Annotated in this window: 14 protein-coding genes; 12 read left to right on the top strand and 2 right to left on the bottom strand. The window is 59.5% G+C overall.

Translation table 11 applies throughout. From position 1 onward, the window contains the following. Positions 1-101: 101 nt before the first annotated feature. A complete protein-coding gene (locus HY011_31870; protein ID MBI3427546.1) occupies positions 102-821 on the bottom strand; it encodes a hypothetical protein in 720 nt (239 codons plus the stop codon). 306 nt (positions 822-1,127) lie between these two features. Here HY011_31870 and HY011_31865 point away from each other — a divergent pair, with 306 nt between their 5' ends. The 4 genes from HY011_31865 to HY011_31850 all read left to right on the top strand — a co-directional run bounded on the left by HY011_31865 (position 1,128) and on the right by HY011_31850 (position 3,392). Beyond that, entirely contained in the window at positions 1,128-1,670 is a 543-nt protein-coding gene (locus HY011_31865) for a GNAT family N-acetyltransferase (GenBank protein ID MBI3427545.1), read from the top strand. Then, entirely contained in the window at positions 1,660-1,956 is a 297-nt protein-coding gene (locus tag HY011_31860; GenBank protein ID MBI3427544.1) for a hypothetical protein, read from the top strand. The genes HY011_31865 and HY011_31860 overlap by 11 nt, the downstream gene beginning before the upstream one ends. Positions 1,957-1,966: 10 nt before the next feature. Further along, complete coding sequence (locus HY011_31855) at positions 1,967-2,461, top strand: GNAT family N-acetyltransferase (GenBank protein MBI3427543.1); 495 nt, start codon at positions 1,967-1,969, stop codon at positions 2,459-2,461. Positions 2,462-2,996: 535 nt separating this feature from the next. Next, positions 2,997-3,392: a hypothetical protein gene (locus HY011_31850; protein ID MBI3427542.1), complete on the top strand. Its 396-nt coding sequence runs from the start codon at positions 2,997-2,999 to the stop codon at positions 3,390-3,392. Positions 3,393-3,461: 69 nt separating this feature from the next. On the opposite strand, the gene HY011_31845 is transcribed toward HY011_31850, so the two are convergent. Then, positions 3,462-3,998, bottom strand: coding sequence for a hypothetical protein (locus HY011_31845; GenBank protein ID MBI3427541.1), 537 nt, complete (start codon positions 3,996-3,998; stop codon positions 3,462-3,464). 855 nt (positions 3,999-4,853) lie between these two features. Between HY011_31845 and HY011_31840 the strand changes: the two genes are divergently transcribed. The 8 genes from HY011_31840 to HY011_31805 all read left to right on the top strand — a co-directional run. Continuing rightward, positions 4,854-5,015, top strand: a complete 162-nt coding sequence (locus HY011_31840; GenBank protein ID MBI3427540.1) for a hypothetical protein — start codon at positions 4,854-4,856, stop codon at positions 5,013-5,015. 80 nt (positions 5,016-5,095) lie between these two features. Next, positions 5,096-5,599 carry a phage tail protein gene (locus tag HY011_31835; GenBank protein MBI3427539.1) on the top strand — a complete coding sequence of 168 codons (504 nt, stop codon included), beginning with the start codon at positions 5,096-5,098 and terminating at the stop codon, positions 5,597-5,599. Between the two features lie 12 nt (positions 5,600-5,611). Further along, positions 5,612-6,115 carry a phage tail protein gene (locus tag HY011_31830; GenBank protein MBI3427538.1) on the top strand — a complete coding sequence of 168 codons (504 nt, stop codon included), beginning with the start codon at positions 5,612-5,614 and terminating at the stop codon, positions 6,113-6,115. 10 nt (positions 6,116-6,125) lie between these two features. Further along, positions 6,126-6,650 carry a phage tail protein gene (locus HY011_31825; protein MBI3427537.1) on the top strand — a complete coding sequence of 175 codons (525 nt, stop codon included), beginning with the start codon at positions 6,126-6,128 and terminating at the stop codon, positions 6,648-6,650. A gap of 93 nt (positions 6,651-6,743) precedes the next feature. Next, complete coding sequence (locus tag HY011_31820) at positions 6,744-7,313, top strand: Uma2 family endonuclease (protein ID MBI3427536.1); 570 nt, start codon at positions 6,744-6,746, stop codon at positions 7,311-7,313. 29 nt (positions 7,314-7,342) lie between these two features. Continuing rightward, positions 7,343-7,627 (top strand): DUF4258 domain-containing protein, encoded by a 285-nt coding sequence (locus HY011_31815; protein ID MBI3427535.1) that lies wholly within the window; start codon positions 7,343-7,345, stop codon positions 7,625-7,627. Between the two features lie 2 nt (positions 7,628-7,629). Continuing rightward, entirely contained in the window at positions 7,630-7,845 is a 216-nt protein-coding gene (locus HY011_31810) for a hypothetical protein (protein ID MBI3427534.1), read from the top strand. A 765-nt stretch (positions 7,846-8,610) separates the two neighbouring features. Beyond that, positions 8,611-17,921, top strand: a 9,311-nt coding sequence (locus tag HY011_31805) for an Ig-like domain repeat protein (GenBank protein MBI3427533.1), incomplete at its 3' end; no start/stop codon positions are given.

The following is a 17,921-nucleotide window of genomic DNA, read 5'->3' as shown; positions in this document are numbered from 1 at the left end:
AAAATTCTTGGCAAAGCGCTGTGTGAGTTGAACTCGAGAGTGTCTGGCTTTGGCCGAATAGGGCGCGGCGAATGAGGCGTTAGGGCGTGGCGAATGAGGCGTTAGGGCGTGGCGACTTCCGCGCGAAAATACAGAATCCGGCCACAGCTTTCACAAGTAATGATCACTTGCGCGCGTTTAATATCACTGAAGACCTGCGGGCGAATTTTCATGCGACAAGACAAACAGGAATAATCGCGCGCTTCCGCCAGGACGATGCCGTTGCGCATACGCGAGAGGCGCTGATAAGTGGATTTGGCTTCGCTTCCGAGAGTATTGAAAAGTTGCTGGCGTTCCGTCTGCAAGGCCTTGAGTTTTTGTTCCGACGCCACCGCCGAGGCCGCAATTTCGGCAATCTCCTTGTCCACTTCAACGCGGCGGGCAGCCATCGCGGGCGTGCGCTCCTGCACTTGCGCTTCGAGCTTTTCCACCTGTTCCATCAGCTTCAGGATTTCAGTCTCAAGGGCACTGATGGTCTTTTTGGTCACATCAATCTCGCGCAAAGCGGTGGTGTATTCGCGCTCATTGCGCGCTTTCATCAAGTCGTCTTTGAATTTCTGATGTTTTTGTTGTTCGGCTTCGAGGTCGGCTTCGGTGCTACGGCGCTTGGCTTTGGCGGCTTCGTATTCCGCGTGCAGGTCGTGGAATTCGCGATTGGCATCGGCAAACTGGCGTTCGACTTGCTCCTGTCGGCTGGGTAAAGCGGCAATTTCTTCGATGAGCCGCCGAATATCAAGGTCAGTCTCCTGGAGCGAGATCAATTGGCTCAGTTCCGCGTTCAAAGGATCCTCCTGCAAATTTTTGTTTGGGGTCGAACGAGTCGTGTGAATGCCCATGCATCATCACATAGCGCCGCCCTTCGCGCAAGCTGCGTGTGGTTGAAGAGTGTTGCAGTCGCGCAGTCCGGCTTGTGGTTGACGAATAAACGACCCTGCGGCATTATCCCGCCGTCTTCCCCCCTCAGTACAAATTCACGTTGCCTTGGGAAAACACAGCAACTCTCAAACGCCCAACGGGACACAAACCAGAAGGACTGCCCGAAGGACTGTCAGAAAGACTGCCAAAAGGATTGCCAAAAGGATTTGAAGATGGCACTTGTTTGCAGCAAAGCGCTCTCTGTACGGCTGGCCGAACCAGCCGATGAAATGTTTCTTTACCAACTGTACGCCAGCACGCGCGCCGCTGAACTGGCCGGTTATGGCTGGAATGCTGCCCAACAAACCGCGTTCCTGCAATTGCAATTTCGGGCGCAACAACAGCATTACGCGGCTTATCCCAACGCCACCAACCACATCATCGAACATACCGATCAGGTTTTCGGCAAACCGGTGACGCACGCCATCGGACGGATGCTGACCTCACGGCCTGGTGGAGATGATCCTGAAATCCGGTTGGTGGATATTTCGTTGCTGCCCGAACACTGTGGCAAGGGGGTCGGCACGGCGTTGCTGCAATGGTTGCAGACCGAGGCGCGTCTCAATCACCACGCCCTGCGCTTGCACGTCGCGCCTGAAAATCCGGCGCGGCGTTTGTATGAGCGGCTGGGCTTTCAACTGCTCGAAGATCGCGGCTCGCATCTGTTTCTGGAATGGCGCGCCGCCGCCAAGGAGAAAACCGTTCATGCTGGATAGTTTGCATTACGACGATTTCGTCCCGCACCTGAAGAGCAAGTTTCAGTTGCGGGCGGGCCATCAAACCTGGGAAGCCGAGTTGGTCGAGGTCACCGACAAATCGCCTTCACCCAAGCAGGAACAATTCGCGCTGCAATTTCGCGCGCCGCTCGATGCCCCGCCCGTTCAGACACTCTTTGAAATCGAACATGCGAGCTTGGGCACAGGCGGCATGTTCCTCGTGCCTGTGCACCGCGACGCCCACGCGCTTTATTACGAAGCCATCTTCAATCGCCCGCGTTCGTAACCGCATCGCAATGACTGCCACTAGACCATCAAACCTCGAACTGCGCCCGGTGTCGCCCACCGATGAAGAATTCCTCGTGCGCCTTTATGGCAGCACGCGCGAAGCCGAGTTGGCCTTGGTTCCCTGGGACGACGCACAGCGCGAGATGTTTATCCGCTTTCAATATCTGGCGCAGCAGAATCACTATCAAACCGAATACCCTGACGCGCAACCCTTGCTGGTGCTCTTTGACGGGCAAGCCGCCGGACGCCTCTACGTGCATCGCCGCGCCCACGAAATCCGCCTGCTGGATTACACCCTGGCGCCTGCACAGCGCGCCAATCCGTCGGGGACTGAATTGATCCGTAACCTGATGCAAGAAGCGGCGGCAGCCGGGAAACCGCTGAACATTCATCTGGAACCGTTGAACTGGGCGCAGGCGCTTTTCGAACAACTCGGGTTTGTGCCTATGACAACCAACGGTGCCCACGTCCTGTATGAATGGCGTGCTGACCGAACCGCGTAGGCAGTTCGTTTGGCCAGATTCACAGATCACTTTAGCTAGCGCGCCTCAAACAATACCAATCACTCATTTTATGTAGGACAAATTCTGACGCTTTTTCGGCCTGCTTGCTGAATGAAAAACCGGCGCTTGGCTGATGTTCACCTTGGCTGGTATCGCGTATCTTGTTTTTGTTCTTGCCGGTGTGGATGGGAATGATTGCTGCGGTGCCTTGGCGGCAATCAGGTGAAAACGGTTTCAATGCTGAAGCTGTTGGTTGGGAACAAACCGGTCAGACACGCTTGGTGCTAAGCGGGTCGCAATTTTCGAGGCAGTTATGGGGATGCCTGCCTCGAAGATTGCGACTCCGTGATTTTTCCTGCTTTTTTCTCAGCCTAAACACCTGCCCATCTGTGCAAGCTTACCTATCAACTTCAAAACACTTGTTTGCTTTGCCTGGTCAAATCCGTTTGGCACGTTTGGCAATTTCGCCGCGTCTAGCGTTGGCGTTGAACACGAGCGATCCGCCCGTAGCCTGGCAGCGTACGAAAGGCACACTATGGAAATCGAACTGCCGCGCACCAAAGCACAACTCAACGCCAGTTTTCCCGGCTACAGCGCAACGCTCCTGCGGGAGGAAATCTACACCTACGCGATGCGCTTAGAGCGGTTTGCAATTGCATGTACGGGACGGTTGCGCCGGGACAGTACCGCGCGCGTCAGCAAGCGGAGACAGCACGTTTGTGCCACTGGGCGTTACTTGATGCGCCGCTTGCTGACGCGCGCGGTACTGTCCCAAGCCGCGCTTTTCCCCTATACCGAAGTGCAAACCGCTCTAGTGGCGCTCGGCGTCAGCGGCAACCTGTTAGGCGAAGACGAGCGGCTGGATCGCGCAACCAAGGCGCGCTTAACCAAAGTGGACGCCGTTTTCCAGCAGGAGTGGAAGGGACACTAAGGCCATATAGCCAACGCCAAATGGGGATCAGCAAACTTTCCTCTTAGCCGGCGCCAGCCTTTTATGGACTCAAGGCATGCGATTGAAGACGGCTTCATACAGGCGGGCAACCGCGTCTTTCTCGACCTTCCCGACGGGTACCAAAAACAGCTCCAACTTGCCCAATTTAGGGTGCGCCACGTTGTAGCTGCGTTGGCGCAACGGCCAATCCGCCGGGCCGCGAAACATCAGTGAAAACGAAGCTTCGCGCTGTCGCGCGACTTCCGTTTCCGGCCATCCGCCGGCGGCAAATTGCCTGGCCTGCGGGGGCAGATCGTTAATCTCCAACAGCAGCAGAATGACCGGTTCACCGCTCTCGGTGACCGTTTCAAAATGGTCGCTCAGGTAAGGTGTAAATATGGAACGCGTCAACATCCGGGCGGCAGGCTCGACCTTGGCGTTGGCCAGCTTACCTTGAGCACCCGCTGCCGGATTCTGCCCGAAAGCCAGTGTTTCAGCTTGGCAAACGAGGCCCGCCGCCGCACAGGCCAGCGCTCCTTGCCGTAAAAATGCCCGCCGCGCAACCGTCGGCAGAACAAGCGAGTTCGTTTGTAATGAGGTAGTCATGGTTCAAGCTCCTTAACGAGTGATTTCGCGCGCGCGCTCAGAGATAACCCCGACGCGGCCAACCCGGACACAGGCAGACCTACGGCGCAATTTTCAGGTGGGATGGAGGGAAAACGGTTGTCAGCAGGGCCGATGGGTAGAGATCGGAAACAACCGCAGAAAGGGCGCAGGGTTACGCCCGCATTTCATACTTCAAGTGCCGCACAGAGATGAGCAAAGCACACACTCGTGTGTGAAGTGAGGAAACTTTTGTTACACCGGCCAACATCGGGGGGGGGGGCGACTGAAAGCCCCGTCCGGCAATTTTTTTTCGCTTGTGGCAGCACCTCCGCTTGCAAGTTCAGGCATTTCACGTAGAATCCCGCTCGCAAGCCACACAATTCCACAACAAGTGATCGCGCTCCCGCGATCTCCTGTTTGCTAACAAACGAAAGTCGGTTGCCCTTCAGTGGTTAGTTTGAAATTGGTCTCCTTACAAGCATCTCTCTGTAGTTCTCTCTAGCTGGGTCAAACGCCAGTCCGGGTTTGGCCTATGTTTCTTTCACGCGCGGTTTCCGGTGAGCAACGCTATCGCTGCCTGAGATCGTTTCCCCTAGAGCAAGGAGAACACTGTTGGCTGGGATTTTTTGCGTCTCATGGGACGCGCCTGTTTTGTGCCCGGATTGGCAGCAAGCTGGGCGGCGAGGTAGTGCCCTGACGCCAGCGCACACTCGTCCGTCGCTGGTGGGATGGTCTGCGGCCTTCTTAGTCATCACTTCTTTCCTTTCCTCAAAAGCATGTCTGGCTGATTTGTTGCGCGGGCGCACGCCTGGCGTATTGCTCTTCCCACTTTGAAAAAGGAGTTTCGACCGATGGATGATGACTTTGGCACCGGTGTTCGCCACCATCAAGCTGACTGTAGGCAAGCTGACTGCGGGCAAGCTGACTGCAGGACAACAGGCGCGCACGCTGTTGCCTGGTAAGGCGACGACAGTGACGGACCTGAATGATGACTTTCGCATCTCGTTGCACCTCTAAAACGCAGCACACGCAACTCCACTGCGTCGCAAGCCGCGACGTAAATTTCTGAACTTGAACCTTTCACAGGAGACATCTTTATGGCTGAACCTTTCCTGTCCGAAATCAGGATTATGTCCTTCGGTTTTCCGCCCAAAGGCTGGGCGTTATGCGATGGACAACTACTTCCGATCAACCAGAATCAGGCGCTCTTTTCGCTGCTCGGCACGACCTATGGCGGCGATGGTCGGGTGAACTTCGCGTTGCCTGACCTGCGCGCGCGCGCGCCGATTCACATGGGCCAAGGCCATACACTGGGCGAGCGCGGCGGTGAGCAGGGGCACACACTGAGCACGTCTGAGTTGCCGCAGCATGTGCACTTCGGGCAAGTTCGCACAGCGAATGCAACGACTGGCAACCCGACGAACAACTTGCTGGCCGGGGTAACGACCTTCGCCTATCGCAATAACCCCTCGAATCTCACCGCGCTTAACGCGGCGTCGGTCACAGCCGTCGGTGGCAGTCAGGCGCACTTGAACATGCAACCGTTTTTGGTGCTTAGCTTCTGCATTGCGCTGCAAGGCATTTTCCCATCACAAACCTAAGGAGAAGAAAAAATGGCACAACCCTATGTAGGCGAAATCAGAATGTTCGCAGGCAACTTTGCTCCGGCGGGGTGGATGTTTTGCAGCGGGCAATTGCTTCCGATTTCTGAGTACGAAACGCTCTTTAACCTGATCGGCACGACGTATGGCGGGGATGGGCAATCAACGTTTGCGTTGCCAGACTTGCAAAGCCGGGTTCCGCTCCATCAGGGCAGCGGCTTCACGCTGGCTGAAACCGGCGGAGTAGAAGAGATCACACTGACGGTGCCGCAAATTCCGGCCCATTCCCATGCTTTACTCGCATCAGGCGACGCGGCGAATCAGATCACTGGGAACAATGGTGTCGTGGCAACCCCGCCATCATTGAGTATGTATTACAGTTCGGCGCCGGATTCGAACTTGAACGCCAACACCATGACACAGATTGGCGGCAGTCAGCCGCATAACAATCTGCAACCATACCTAGCTGTCAACTTTATCATTTCGCTGTTCGGGATTTTCCCGTCACAAACTTAAGGAGATTACGATGGATCCATTTGTTGCCGAAATCAGAATCTTCCCTTTCAACTTTGCGCCGAAGGGGTGGGCCTTTTGTGACGGGCAGATTTTGCCGCTTAGCCAGAATACTGCCTTGTTTTCCTTGCTGGGGACAACCTACGGTGGTGATGGCAAGTCAAATTTTGCCCTACCCAATATGCAAGGCAATGTGCCAATCCACGCTGGCCAGGGGCCGGGCTTGTCGCTTTACGATCTGGGACAAACGGGCGGCAGTGAAACCGTCACACTGCTCCAATCCGAGATCCCAACGCACAACCACATCGTGAGAGCTTACACGGGCGACGCGGCTGATTCGCGCATTCCCAATTCGAATGAATCTCTCGGGACACCCTCGCCCGGCTTGCTCTATGACACGACGACAACGCAACTGGCCACCATGGCTCCTCAGGCATTTACGCCGGCAGGGGGCGATCAACCGCATAACAATATGCAGCCGTATCTGACGCTCAACTTCTGCATCGCGCTGCAAGGCGTTTACCCGCCGCGCACCTGAGGCGGTTTTGTCGGCTCGGCTTGTGAGCGTGGCGCGCGCGGGAGTAGCATACCCACGCTCACAAGCAAATTTGCAAGAAAGGGAAATCGTCTTATGACCGCAACCGCTGAACTCGCCTTGCAACCTGTGGCCGTGCCGCCAGCGTTTCAGCTTATTGACCCGGAGAAACAACTTGAATGGGTCAATGGACACGCGGAGGTAAAAGAAGCAGCGGGGGCTAGGCATAGCCGTATCGGCGCTCGGCTGACCGCCAAATTGGGCGTGTATTTGGACGAGCATCCCATCGGTCAAATCTACGGCCCGGATACCACCTTCACCATCGGCGCGAACGAGCGCATCCCTGATGCGGCTTTTGTCGCGGCCACACACATTCCGCCCGAAGGCGACCCGGTGGGTATCTGGACAATTGCCCCGGACTTGGCAGTCGAGATCGTCTCGCCCAATGACACACTCGAAAAGATGACCGAAAGGATTTACGAATACTTTGCGGCGGGTGTGCAACAGGTCTGGCTGGTCTCGCCGCAATTTCAGACCGTGACCATCTACGACTCCCCGGCGAAATCCACCATCCTGCCAGCGGGCGAGGAGGTAACCAGTCATGCACTGTTGCCCGGCTTTTGCTGTCCGGTGGCGACGTTGTTTCAAGCGCCCGTGTATGCTTGAGCCACAGCAACTCTGGGATTAGGTGACCGATGCAAATTCGTTTTTATGTTGATCCCGTGAGCGGAGTTCCTCATATTTACGGTCACGGCATAACAGAGGAAGAGGTCGAAGATGTGTTGAATCGTCCTGGCGAAGATCGCCTTGGGCGTGATAATTCTCGCATTGCCATTGGGCAAACTCGCGCGGGCCGTTATCTTCGCGTAATCTATGTGCCAGACCCGCTGCCCGCCAGCTTGTTTGTCGTCACGGCTTATGAATTGAGTGGCAAACCTCTGACGGCTTATCGGCGGCGGCGCAGAAAGAAAGGAAAATGAGCATGCCACAATCGAAATTTCCTATCGGATGGGACGAAGAAAAGGTTCGCGGTGTGTTGGATTATTACGAGGCGCAAACCGAGGATGAAGCTGTCGCCGAAGATGAGGTCTCGTTTGAAAATCCGTCGCCAACCCTGATGGAAGTTCCCGTCGAGTTGGTTTCTGTCATTCGAGAAATGATTGCTAAGCGTCAGGCTACTGGCTCGGCTTTCCGCTGAAGACTCAAAATGTTTCTTCCTGTAAAAACTCGGAGTTATTCCCTGGGAGGCGCAGGCGGCGGTTGGGCGATGAATTGAGCAGTCCCCAGTTGCTGCCAGGATTTCGCTGTCCGATGGCATTGTTGTTTCAAGCGCCAGTGCACCGGGCCTGAGAAAAGCGCTTAGTGATGTTTTGTAAATTAGCTCCGCGAGGAGCGGCATGTTTATAGAACTGTGTGTAGTAAGCATGGCTAGCTCCGGAGGAGTGGCATCTGACATATCGCTCCCACGGAGCTAGGAAAATTGGGGCACGTTAGCTATAAATAGGCCGCTCCTCCGGAGCTAAAAAACGGTACCACATTTTCAACACCTTTTTCGTAATCTCTCCAATGGTGCATTTATTGACAGCTTGCGAGCGCGTCACCTAGACTGCGCTTCGCCTTTAACCACTCACTGGACTCGATAATGAACTTGCTTTGCTGATTGATCTTTCCGCATCCCAACCACCGTCCATCAGTGCAGCGTGCTTGCTCGTCATCTACGGGTAAGCCATTTTGTCTCGAACCGGTTGAACGCCGAAGCAACCGGCTACGCTAGACATCGCAAATTACTTGTTCTTGTTTCATCGGAGGTAACCCAATGCGCCCAACCCCACAGGTGACCCGCACCTTGCTCGTCGCACTTTGTATCTTTGCAGCCCTCGGCTCAATTTCGCTCCTTTCGGGACGGGCTTCTTTTGGCAACGCACCACGCGCCAGCCAAGCACAGCCAACCCAGGCGCAAGCTATGCAGCGCAGCGCCAGTACGAAGATCACGCGCGTTGGCCCATTACGTTACATTGAAACGAGTTCGCTGCCGAGCTTTGAATGGAGAGCCGCCAGTCTCGCCGCCCCAGCCGCCTTCTTTGCGCCGAACATCACGGCAACCAAAGCAGCCGTGTTGGCTGCGGGCGGCGACTTGGGTGCCATTGGCTTCGTCAATCCGGGCGACACGCTGACGTACTCTGTGACGGTCAGCAATGGCGCGGGCGCGATGGATGCGACGGGACTTAGCTTTAGCGACACGCTCAATGCCAATCTGACGTTGGTCGGTGGCTCGGTAATGGCCTCGCCCGTGGCAGTTGACGACAGCTATCCTTGCACGGGCAATCTTTCCATTTCGATTAGCGCCGGTTCCGGGGTGCTCGCCGACGATTATCTGGGTCTCAATCCCCTGGCGACGATTACAGCCTCCGACACAACCAGCACGAATGGGGGGACTGTCGCCGTGGCCGGTGATGGCTCGTTCACCTACGAACCAGCCGCAGGCTTCACTGGCACTGACACCTTCCACTACACGCTAACGAACAGCACCGGCAGCAGCACTGGCACGGTGAGCATCATCGTCTCAAACCGAATCTGGTTCATCAACAACACGGGCGGCGCTTGCGCCTCCAGTTGCAACGGGCGTTTCTCGCACCCCTTCATCAGCCTCTCGGCTTTCATTTCGGCAGCCGTGGATGCCAGCGGCGACCGGATTTTCATCTATCAGGGAGCGAGCAGCTATGCCGGCGCGCTGACTTTGAAGACCAATGAGCGATTGATTGGGCAAGGCGATGCGCTCGACTCCACCACGCTCGGCTTCACGCCCGCGGCGAATGGCCCAACGCTGCCCAGCGCCACCGCCAAGCCCACGCTCACCAACACGCTCACACTGGCGAACGGCGTGACGGTTCTGGCGATCAGTATGTCCACCGGAGCCAGCACGGGCATCACCGGTTCAGGCGGTCTGACGGGTCTCACGGTGGGCGATTCGCCCACGACGGCGACGAATGGCATCACGGTCACAACCACGACGGGCACGACGGTCTCGCTCAATAACGTCGGCGGCACGTTTACCTTCCGCAGTCTTTCAGCGAATGGCGCAACCACGGGTCTCGCGCTGACCAGCACGCCCGCGAGTCTCAATTTCACGGTGACGGGCGATAACAGCGGCCTTGCCAACGGCTCTGGCGGAACTATCCAAAACATCACGGGCGGTGTGATCGGCAATGCTCCGGCCTACTTTCTCACCGCCAGTGGCAACGTGACGTTGAAGTCCATGAACATGGCGATCACCGTGAATGCGTTCTCAGGTATGCTGGTGGACAACAACGCCGGTGGGACGATTACGGTAAACATCACGGGCTGCACTTTCACCGGCGTGGGCACGGGCAACGCTACGCAAAACAAAGCGCTGCTGCAATTCGAAGGCGGCAACACCGGCGCCAGTGCCGCGAACGTGACTGCGAACGTGCAGAACTCGTTCTTTTTTGACAACCGCACTTACGGGTTTGTCGCTACCGCAGCGGGCGATTCCATCATGAATGCGACGCTGAATCAGTCCGGCTTCGGCACCGAGGTGAACACTGGTGCGCCGGTCAACAACCCCGGCACGACGATCACCAATCCGCCGCCGTTCAGCGTGCTGGTCAGCAATGGCAGCAACGCCAAGGTTGACTATACGATCACGAACAACACCTTCTGGGGCGCGGACGGTTTGAAAGGCGCAATTTATGCGGTAACGATCAGCGGTGCGTCTACGGTTGCCTCGTCGCACCTCAACGGCTCATTCACCGGCAACAAGATTGGGAAGGCCGGAGCCCTGAGTTCTGGCTGCGCGAATAGCTGCGCGGGCCTCGGACTGTTGCCGGGAGTTGCGGGTGCCTTCAATCCGACCGTAATGAGCAACGATATTCGCCAAGTCAACAGCGTGGGCATCAACTTCGTGAACACGGTTGGGGGAGGCGCGACTTTTACTTCAAGCGTAAAGATCAAGAACAATACGTTGACGGAGCCGGACACGACTGGCTCGCCCGCGTTGCAACGCGCGATTGTGGTGTCGCCCGGCAACAGCGGCGGCGCGAATACCTCGGTGTGCGCAGAGATCGGGGGCCCGTCAGCGGGTGAGCCAAACATCATCAGCGGCGCCTGGCAAGCTAGTAACTTCATCCGCGTGACCAATAACAACAACAGCACCACGCTGAAGTTACCAGGGTATGGGGGCACCGCACTCGACACGACTGCTGTTAACGCCTTCGTCTCTGGCAATAATGGCGGGGCGTCATGCAATTCGGCGGCTGGAACCGTAGGTTTTGTCGGGGGCGGGGCCTGCCCGTTGTTCCTGGCTTTTGGCGGCGTGTCGCCTTTGTCTGACCCGCTCTCTTTATTCTCCATGTTTAGCGCCGCACATTGGACGGTCACAGATTATGCATCCGTTGATCCTGTCCCTTTCACCACGAACCCGGCTTATCGCCCCAGCGTTACGGCGCCTTCCATTGCTGCGCCGGTGAGTTCCGTCACTACTTCGCTTAGTCAACCGCAACTCGAAGCGGCTGTCGCAGCGGTCATTGCGCGTTGGTCAGCCGCTGGCTTAACACGCGAACAGCTTGCCTTCTTGCGCGGCATCAAATTCCAGATCATTGATTTGCCCGGCGCTTATCTCAGTGAAGCCGAGGGTAACCGCATTCTGGTTGATCGAGACGCGGGTGGTAACGGCTGGTTCATCGGCGCGACGGCGCTGGATGAGGCAGGCTTTGCGCACGCGGCTTCGGCCACACGCCGCTATACCGATCCGAGTGGCGCGCCCGCCGGACGCATTGATCTACTCACGGCCATCCTGCATGAAACGGGGCACTGTCTGGGACTCGATGATTCCTACGCCCAGCCCGACCGCGACAATCTGATGTATGGCTACCTGACCGTGGGCGAGCGCCGCTTGCCGCTGAAAGATCAAGCCAGGTACGCGAAACCAGGCGATCATCGCGGCACGCATTTCCTTTCCACACCGCCCGCTACTGCCGCGCCGAACGCCGCCATGTCAGGCGAAACCGTCAATGTCTCGGTCGGCACACTCCCGGCGGGCAAGAGCGTCATCATCAAGTTCAACGCGACGATTGCGGCGGACTTCGCCGGCACGGCAACCACTAATCAAGCCAGCATCAGCGGCAGCAACTTCTCGACCGTGCTGAGCAACAACCTTTCGACGCCGGTCATTCAACCGCCCACCATCGCCAAATCCTTCTCGCCGACGAGCATCGCGTTGAGCGGGACGAACCAGACGACTTCGACCTTGTCGCTAACGCTGATCAATCCGAATCCATCGCAAGCGCTCAGCGCCATCGCCTTCACCGACACGCTGACCGGCGGCTTGCAGGTAGACGCGACGCCTGCGTTGGCCAACGGCTGCGGCGGCATTTTTACCCCGGCGCTGGCGGGCGGACAGACCGCGTTGAGTTTCAGCGGCGGCAGCCTCACGGCGGGCGGCAATTGCAATATCAGTTTCAAAGTCAGTTCGACCAGCACGGGCGCGAAGACCAACGCCACCAGCGGCCCGACTTCGACGCAGGCCAACGCGGGTGTGGCGAGCAACACCGCGACGCTCAATGTGCTGACCGCGCCCAGCTTCACGAAGAACTTCGGCGCAGCGTCCGTTGTGCTCAACGGCACGACTTCGCTGACCTTCAACCTCACCAACAACGACGCGACGTTTGGCCTGACCGGCGTCAGTTTCACCGACACGCTGCCCGCCGGATTGACGGTGGCGACCGCCGGGCCGACGGCGGCTTGCGGCGGGACGTATTCGACCACCGCGCCGAGCACCATCGCGCTGACCGGCGGCGCGCTCGCGGCCAGCGGGACGTGCAGCTTCAGCGTCACCGTCACGGGCACGACGGCGGGGACGAAGAACAATTCGGTCGCGCTGACGACGACCGAGACCGGCACGAATTCGACCACGGCGACCTCGTCGCTGGATGTGTTCGGCCCGCCGACGATCAGCAAAGCCTTCGTGACGAATCCCATCGTGACCGGCCAGACTTCGGTGCTGAACATCACGGTCACCAATCCAGCGAGCAATCCCGGTACGCTGACCGGTCTGAGTTTCACCGACACGCTGCCCGCAGGGCTGACCGCGCCGAACTCCTCGACCGCGAGTTGCAACGGCACGCTGGCGGTCAGCGCCAACGTCATCACGCTGACGGGCGGCTCGCTCGCCAGCGGCGCGAATTGCGTCAATGCGGTCACCGTCACCGGCGCGCTGGCCTCGGGGGTGGCCTACACCAACACCATCAGTTCGGTTTCGTCCACCAACGGCGGCACGAATAACACACCCGCGACGGCCAACATCACCGTCAACAAGGCCAACACGTCGCTCGGCAGCATCACGGATTCGCCCGACCCCTCCGTGACCGGCCAGCCTTATACGGTAGGCTTCGTGCTGAGCGTCACCGCGCCTGGCATGGCCACGCCGACCGCGCCGACCGGCTCGGTCACGATTTCGGACGGCATGGGCGGCATGTGTATTGCGACCCTGCCGGCCACCAGTTGTCCGCTCACCAGCACGACGGCGGGCAGCAAAACGCTGACCCTCACTTACAGCGGCGACGGCAATTTCAACACCAGCAATACGACGGCCGGCCATCTGGTCAACAAGGCCGATACCACGACGACGATTGACTCCGACTTGCCCGATCCTTCGTCGCCAGGCCAGAGCGTGACGGTCAATTTCACTGTCGCCCCGGTTGCGCCCGGCACGGGCACGCCCGGCGGCAACGTCGTCGTCACGGTTTCGGGCGGCGCTGAGACTTGCACGGGTACGGTCGCGTCAGGCACTTGCAACATCACGCTGACAACGCCCGGCAATCGCATACTGACCGCAACGTATGCGGGCGACACGAATTTCAACGGCAGTTCCGACACCGAGGCGCACACGGTGGCTTCGCCGCCCACGGTGACGAAGAGCTTTGCGCCCGCGCAAATCAAGGTAGGCGAGACTTCGGTGATGACGTTCAGCGTCGCCAATCCGAACGCGGCGCTGAACCTGACCAACATCAGTTTCAGCGACACTTTCCCGGCGGGCCTTGAGGTAGACAATCCGGTTGTTTCGACCAACACCTGCGGCGGTTCGTTCAGCCCTGCTTTGGCGGGTGGCGCGACCAGCTTCAGTTATATCGGCGGTTCCATCGCGGGCGGCGGGCCAGCCTGCACGATCACGATTCAGGTCAAAGCCACGACGGCGGGACTCAAACCCAATACGACCGGCCCTGTCACAGCAGCGGAAACCGGCGGCAGCGCGACCAGTAACACAGCGACGCTGACGGTGGTCGGCGCGCCGGTGCTGACCAAAGCCTTCACGCCGCCCACGGTGGTCGTCGGGCAAACGTCTTCGTTGGGCTTCACGATCACGAATAACAATACGACCGTGGCACTAAGTGGCATCGGCTTCACCGATACGTTACCCGCCGGCATGACAGTCGGCAACAGCGGGCCGACACCGGCTTGTAACGGCGGTTCGTTGACGACGACCGCGCCGAACATGATCAGCTTTACAGGTGGCACACTCGCGGTGTCGCCAGCAACGTGCACGTTCAGCGTGACGGTCACGGCCACCCAACCCGGCAGTCTGGTCAATACTACGGGCACGATCAGCGCCACTGAAAGCGCCGTGGGCGGCACGGCGACGGCGACCCTGACCGTGAACAAGGCCGATACGACCACAATGGTGGTGTCGAGCGTCAACCCTTCCGTCTTCGGTCAAGCGGTCACCTTTACCGCGACGGTGATGGCCGTCCCACCTGGGATGGGCATACCGACCGGCAACGTCAATTTCGTCATTGACGGCGGCGCGCCAACCCCGGTCGCGCTCAACGGCAGCGGCCAGGCGGCGCTCACGACCAGTGCGCTGACGGTCGCGGGCAGCCCGCACTCGGTCATGGCCAGTTACCAAGGCAGCACCAATTTCAACCCGAGCAGCAACACGCTCGCCGGCGGGCAAGTCGTCAACAAGGCCTCGACGACGCTCACAAACATTACCGACAGCCCCGACCCATCGGTCACGGGACAAGGGTATACCGTTGGCTTCATGCTCAATGTCACCTTGCCCGGCACGGGCACGCCAGGCGGCACGGTGAGCGTCAATGACGGCACGGGCGGGACGTGCCTGGCGACCTTGCCAGCGACTTCGTGCTTGTTGACCAGCACTTCGGCGGGCATCAAGACGCTGACCATTACCTACAGCGGCGATGGCAATTTCAACGGCAGCAACACGACCGCCGGGCATCAGGTCAATGCCGCCGACACGACGACGACGGTCAGTTCCTCGCAGAATCCTTCGGTGTTCGGCCAGCCGGTGACCTTCACGGCGACGGTCGCACCTGTTTCCCCGGGCGGGGGCACGCCGACGGGTAGCGTGACCTTCATTATTGACGGCGTATCGCAAGCGCCGGTCGCGCTCAACGGTAGCGGGCAGGCGACTTTTATGACGAGCGCGTTGACGGTCGCGGGCAGCCCGCATACGGTCAGCGCGACTTATGGCGCCACCACGAATTACAACGCCAGTACGGGCGTACTAGCGGGCGGCCAGGTGGTCAACCAGGCGAGTACGACGACGACGATTGTTTCGGACAATCCGGATTCGTCGGCGGTCGGACAGAACGTGACGGTCGTCTTCACGGTGGTGGCGACAGCGCCGGGCGCGGGCACGCCGACCGGCAACGTCGTCGTGACTATCAGCGGCGGCGCAGAAACCTGCACGGGGACGGTCGCGGCAGGTTCTTGCGTCATCACGTTAACGACGCCAGGCAGCCGCACGTTGACGGCGACGTATGCGGGCGACACCAATTTCAACGGCGGCAACGACACTGAACCGCACACGGTGGTCGCGCCGCCCAGCATCGCCAAAGCCTTCACGCCGCCTTCCACGCCGATCAATGGGACTTCGACGCTGACCATTACCATCACCAATCCGGCGGCCAACACGGTGGCGCTGACGGGCGTCGGTTTTACCGACAACTTCCCGGCGGGGCTGGTCGTCGCCAATCCGCTGACCTTCACCAATGGCTGCGGCGGGTCTTTGACCGACAACACCAACGGCGCACTCAATGCGGGCGACGTCGGGATCAAGCTGACCGGCGGCACGGTCAACACGGGCAGCACCTGCACGATCACCATCAACGTTACGCCGACGGTGGCGGGGCCTTTCGTCAACACGACGACAGCAGTGACTTCGACCAACGGCGGGACGGGCAACACGGCGACGGCGACCTTGCTGACCAACACGCCGCCGACGATCACGAGCGACAACGTCCCGGTCAAGGCGGGCAGCAGCGCGGCCAGTTTCACCATCGCGACGGCGTTTGATCCCGATCAAGCGGCCAACACACTGGGCATCACGATCAACGGCAACCCGACGACGGCGTCGAGCAATGGCGTGACGGTCAGCAGTGTGGCGATTCAACCGTCGGGCGCGGTGACGGCTAATATCGCCACGACCTGCGCGGCGACGACGGCGACCTTTGCGCTCGTCGTGACCGACAACCAGAGTGCGACGGGCACAGGCACGCTGACGGTGACGGTGACGCCGAATATGCCGCCCATGCTCAGCTACAACAATCAAACGGTCGTCGCGGCGACGACGCCGACGATCCCGCCGGCTAGCGGCCCTAGTGACAATGGCACGTTCACCATCGGCAGTGTGAGCGTGACGCCCAATAACGGCGGGCTAGGCGTGCTGCTCAATCAGAGCAATGGCGTGGTGACCGTCCTCAATGCTTTGCTGATCGGCAATTACACGGTGACGGTGCCGATCACGGACAATTGCGGGGCAACGACCAATGCGCAATTCACGGTGACGGTCGTCTGCCCGGCGATCACGGTGAATCCGGCGACCTTGCCCAGCGCGACGATCAATGTGGCGTATCCGCAGACGATCACGGCCTCGCCCGCAGGCGGCAATTACACCTTTGCGGTCACCAGCGGATTGCTGCCGGCGGGGTTGACGCTGAACGCGAATGGCAGCTTCAGTGGCGCGCCGGCGCAAGGCGGGACCTTCAACTTCCGCGTCACGGCGACGGGCTTTGGCGGTTGCACGGGGTTCCGCGATTACACGCTCGTGGTGCTCTGCCCGACGATCACGCTCAGCCCTGCAAGTTTGCCGGGCGGGACGGTGGGGACGGCTTACAGTCAGACGGTGTCGGCTTCACCGGCGGGCAGCTATAGCTACGCCGTGTCAGCGGGCGCGTTGCCAACCGGGTTGACGCTCAATGCGGCGACCGGTGCGATTACGGGCACGCCCAGTGCAAGCGGCAGTTTCAGCTTCACCATCACGGCCAGCGCGGGCGGTTGCAACGGTTCCAACACCTACACCGTAACCATCGCTTGCCCGACGATCACGCTGGGCGCGCTGGCGAATGGACAGGCGGGAGTCGCGTATTCACAAACGGTGAGCGTTTCTCCGGCGGGTAGTTACACCTTCGCCATCATCACGGGCAACTTGCCGAGCGGCTTGAGCCTGAACACGACGACCGGCGTCATCAGCGGCCTACCGACGGTGACGGGGACGTACACGTTCACGCTGCGCGCGCAAACGGCGGGCGGGTGCAGCGGCACGCAAAGCTACGCGTTGGTGCTCAGTTGTCCGGCGGTGACGGTGTCGCCGGCCAGTCTGCCGAATGGCACGGTGGGCACGGCGTATAGTCAAAGCCTGTCGGCTAGTCCGGCAGGCGGCAATTACACCTACGCCGTGACGAGCGGCGCGCTGCCGGCGGGCTTGTCGCTCAATCCGGCGACGGGCTTGCTGAGCGGGACGCCGACGGCGAACGGCACGTTTAACTTCACGGTGACGGCGAGCGGCTTTGGCGGTTGCACGGGTAATCGCAGCTACAGTGTCACAATCGGCGGCGGCGGCTGTCCGACCATCACGCTGCCGAGTATTGCTACCACGGGCACGGTCGGAACGCTCTATAACCAATCGGTCAATGCCGCGCCCGCCGGGAGCTACACCTACACGCTGACGGGCAGCCTGCCGCCGGGGGTGAGCTTTTTCAGCAGCGCAGCTTTGCTGTTCGGCTATCCGGCGGCGGCGGGGAGCTACAGCTTCACGATCAGTGCGACCCAAGGCGCGTGTACGGGTTCAAAGAGCTACACGGTCAACATCGGCGTCGCCTTTTTTGCGGCCCGGGCGCAAATGGCCGATTACAATGGGGACGGCAAGAGCGACTTCGTGTTGCGCGCGAACAACGGCATCTGGCGCTTGCTCCTGAGCAATGGCGAGGGCGCCAACCGCATCGCCCAAACGCAAAG

It is taken from the genome of Acidobacteriota bacterium, from assembly GCA_016196035.1.
GTDB lineage: Bacteria > Acidobacteriota > Blastocatellia > RBC074 > RBC074 > JACPYM01.
This window is presented reverse-complemented; position numbering and strand designations above follow the sequence as displayed.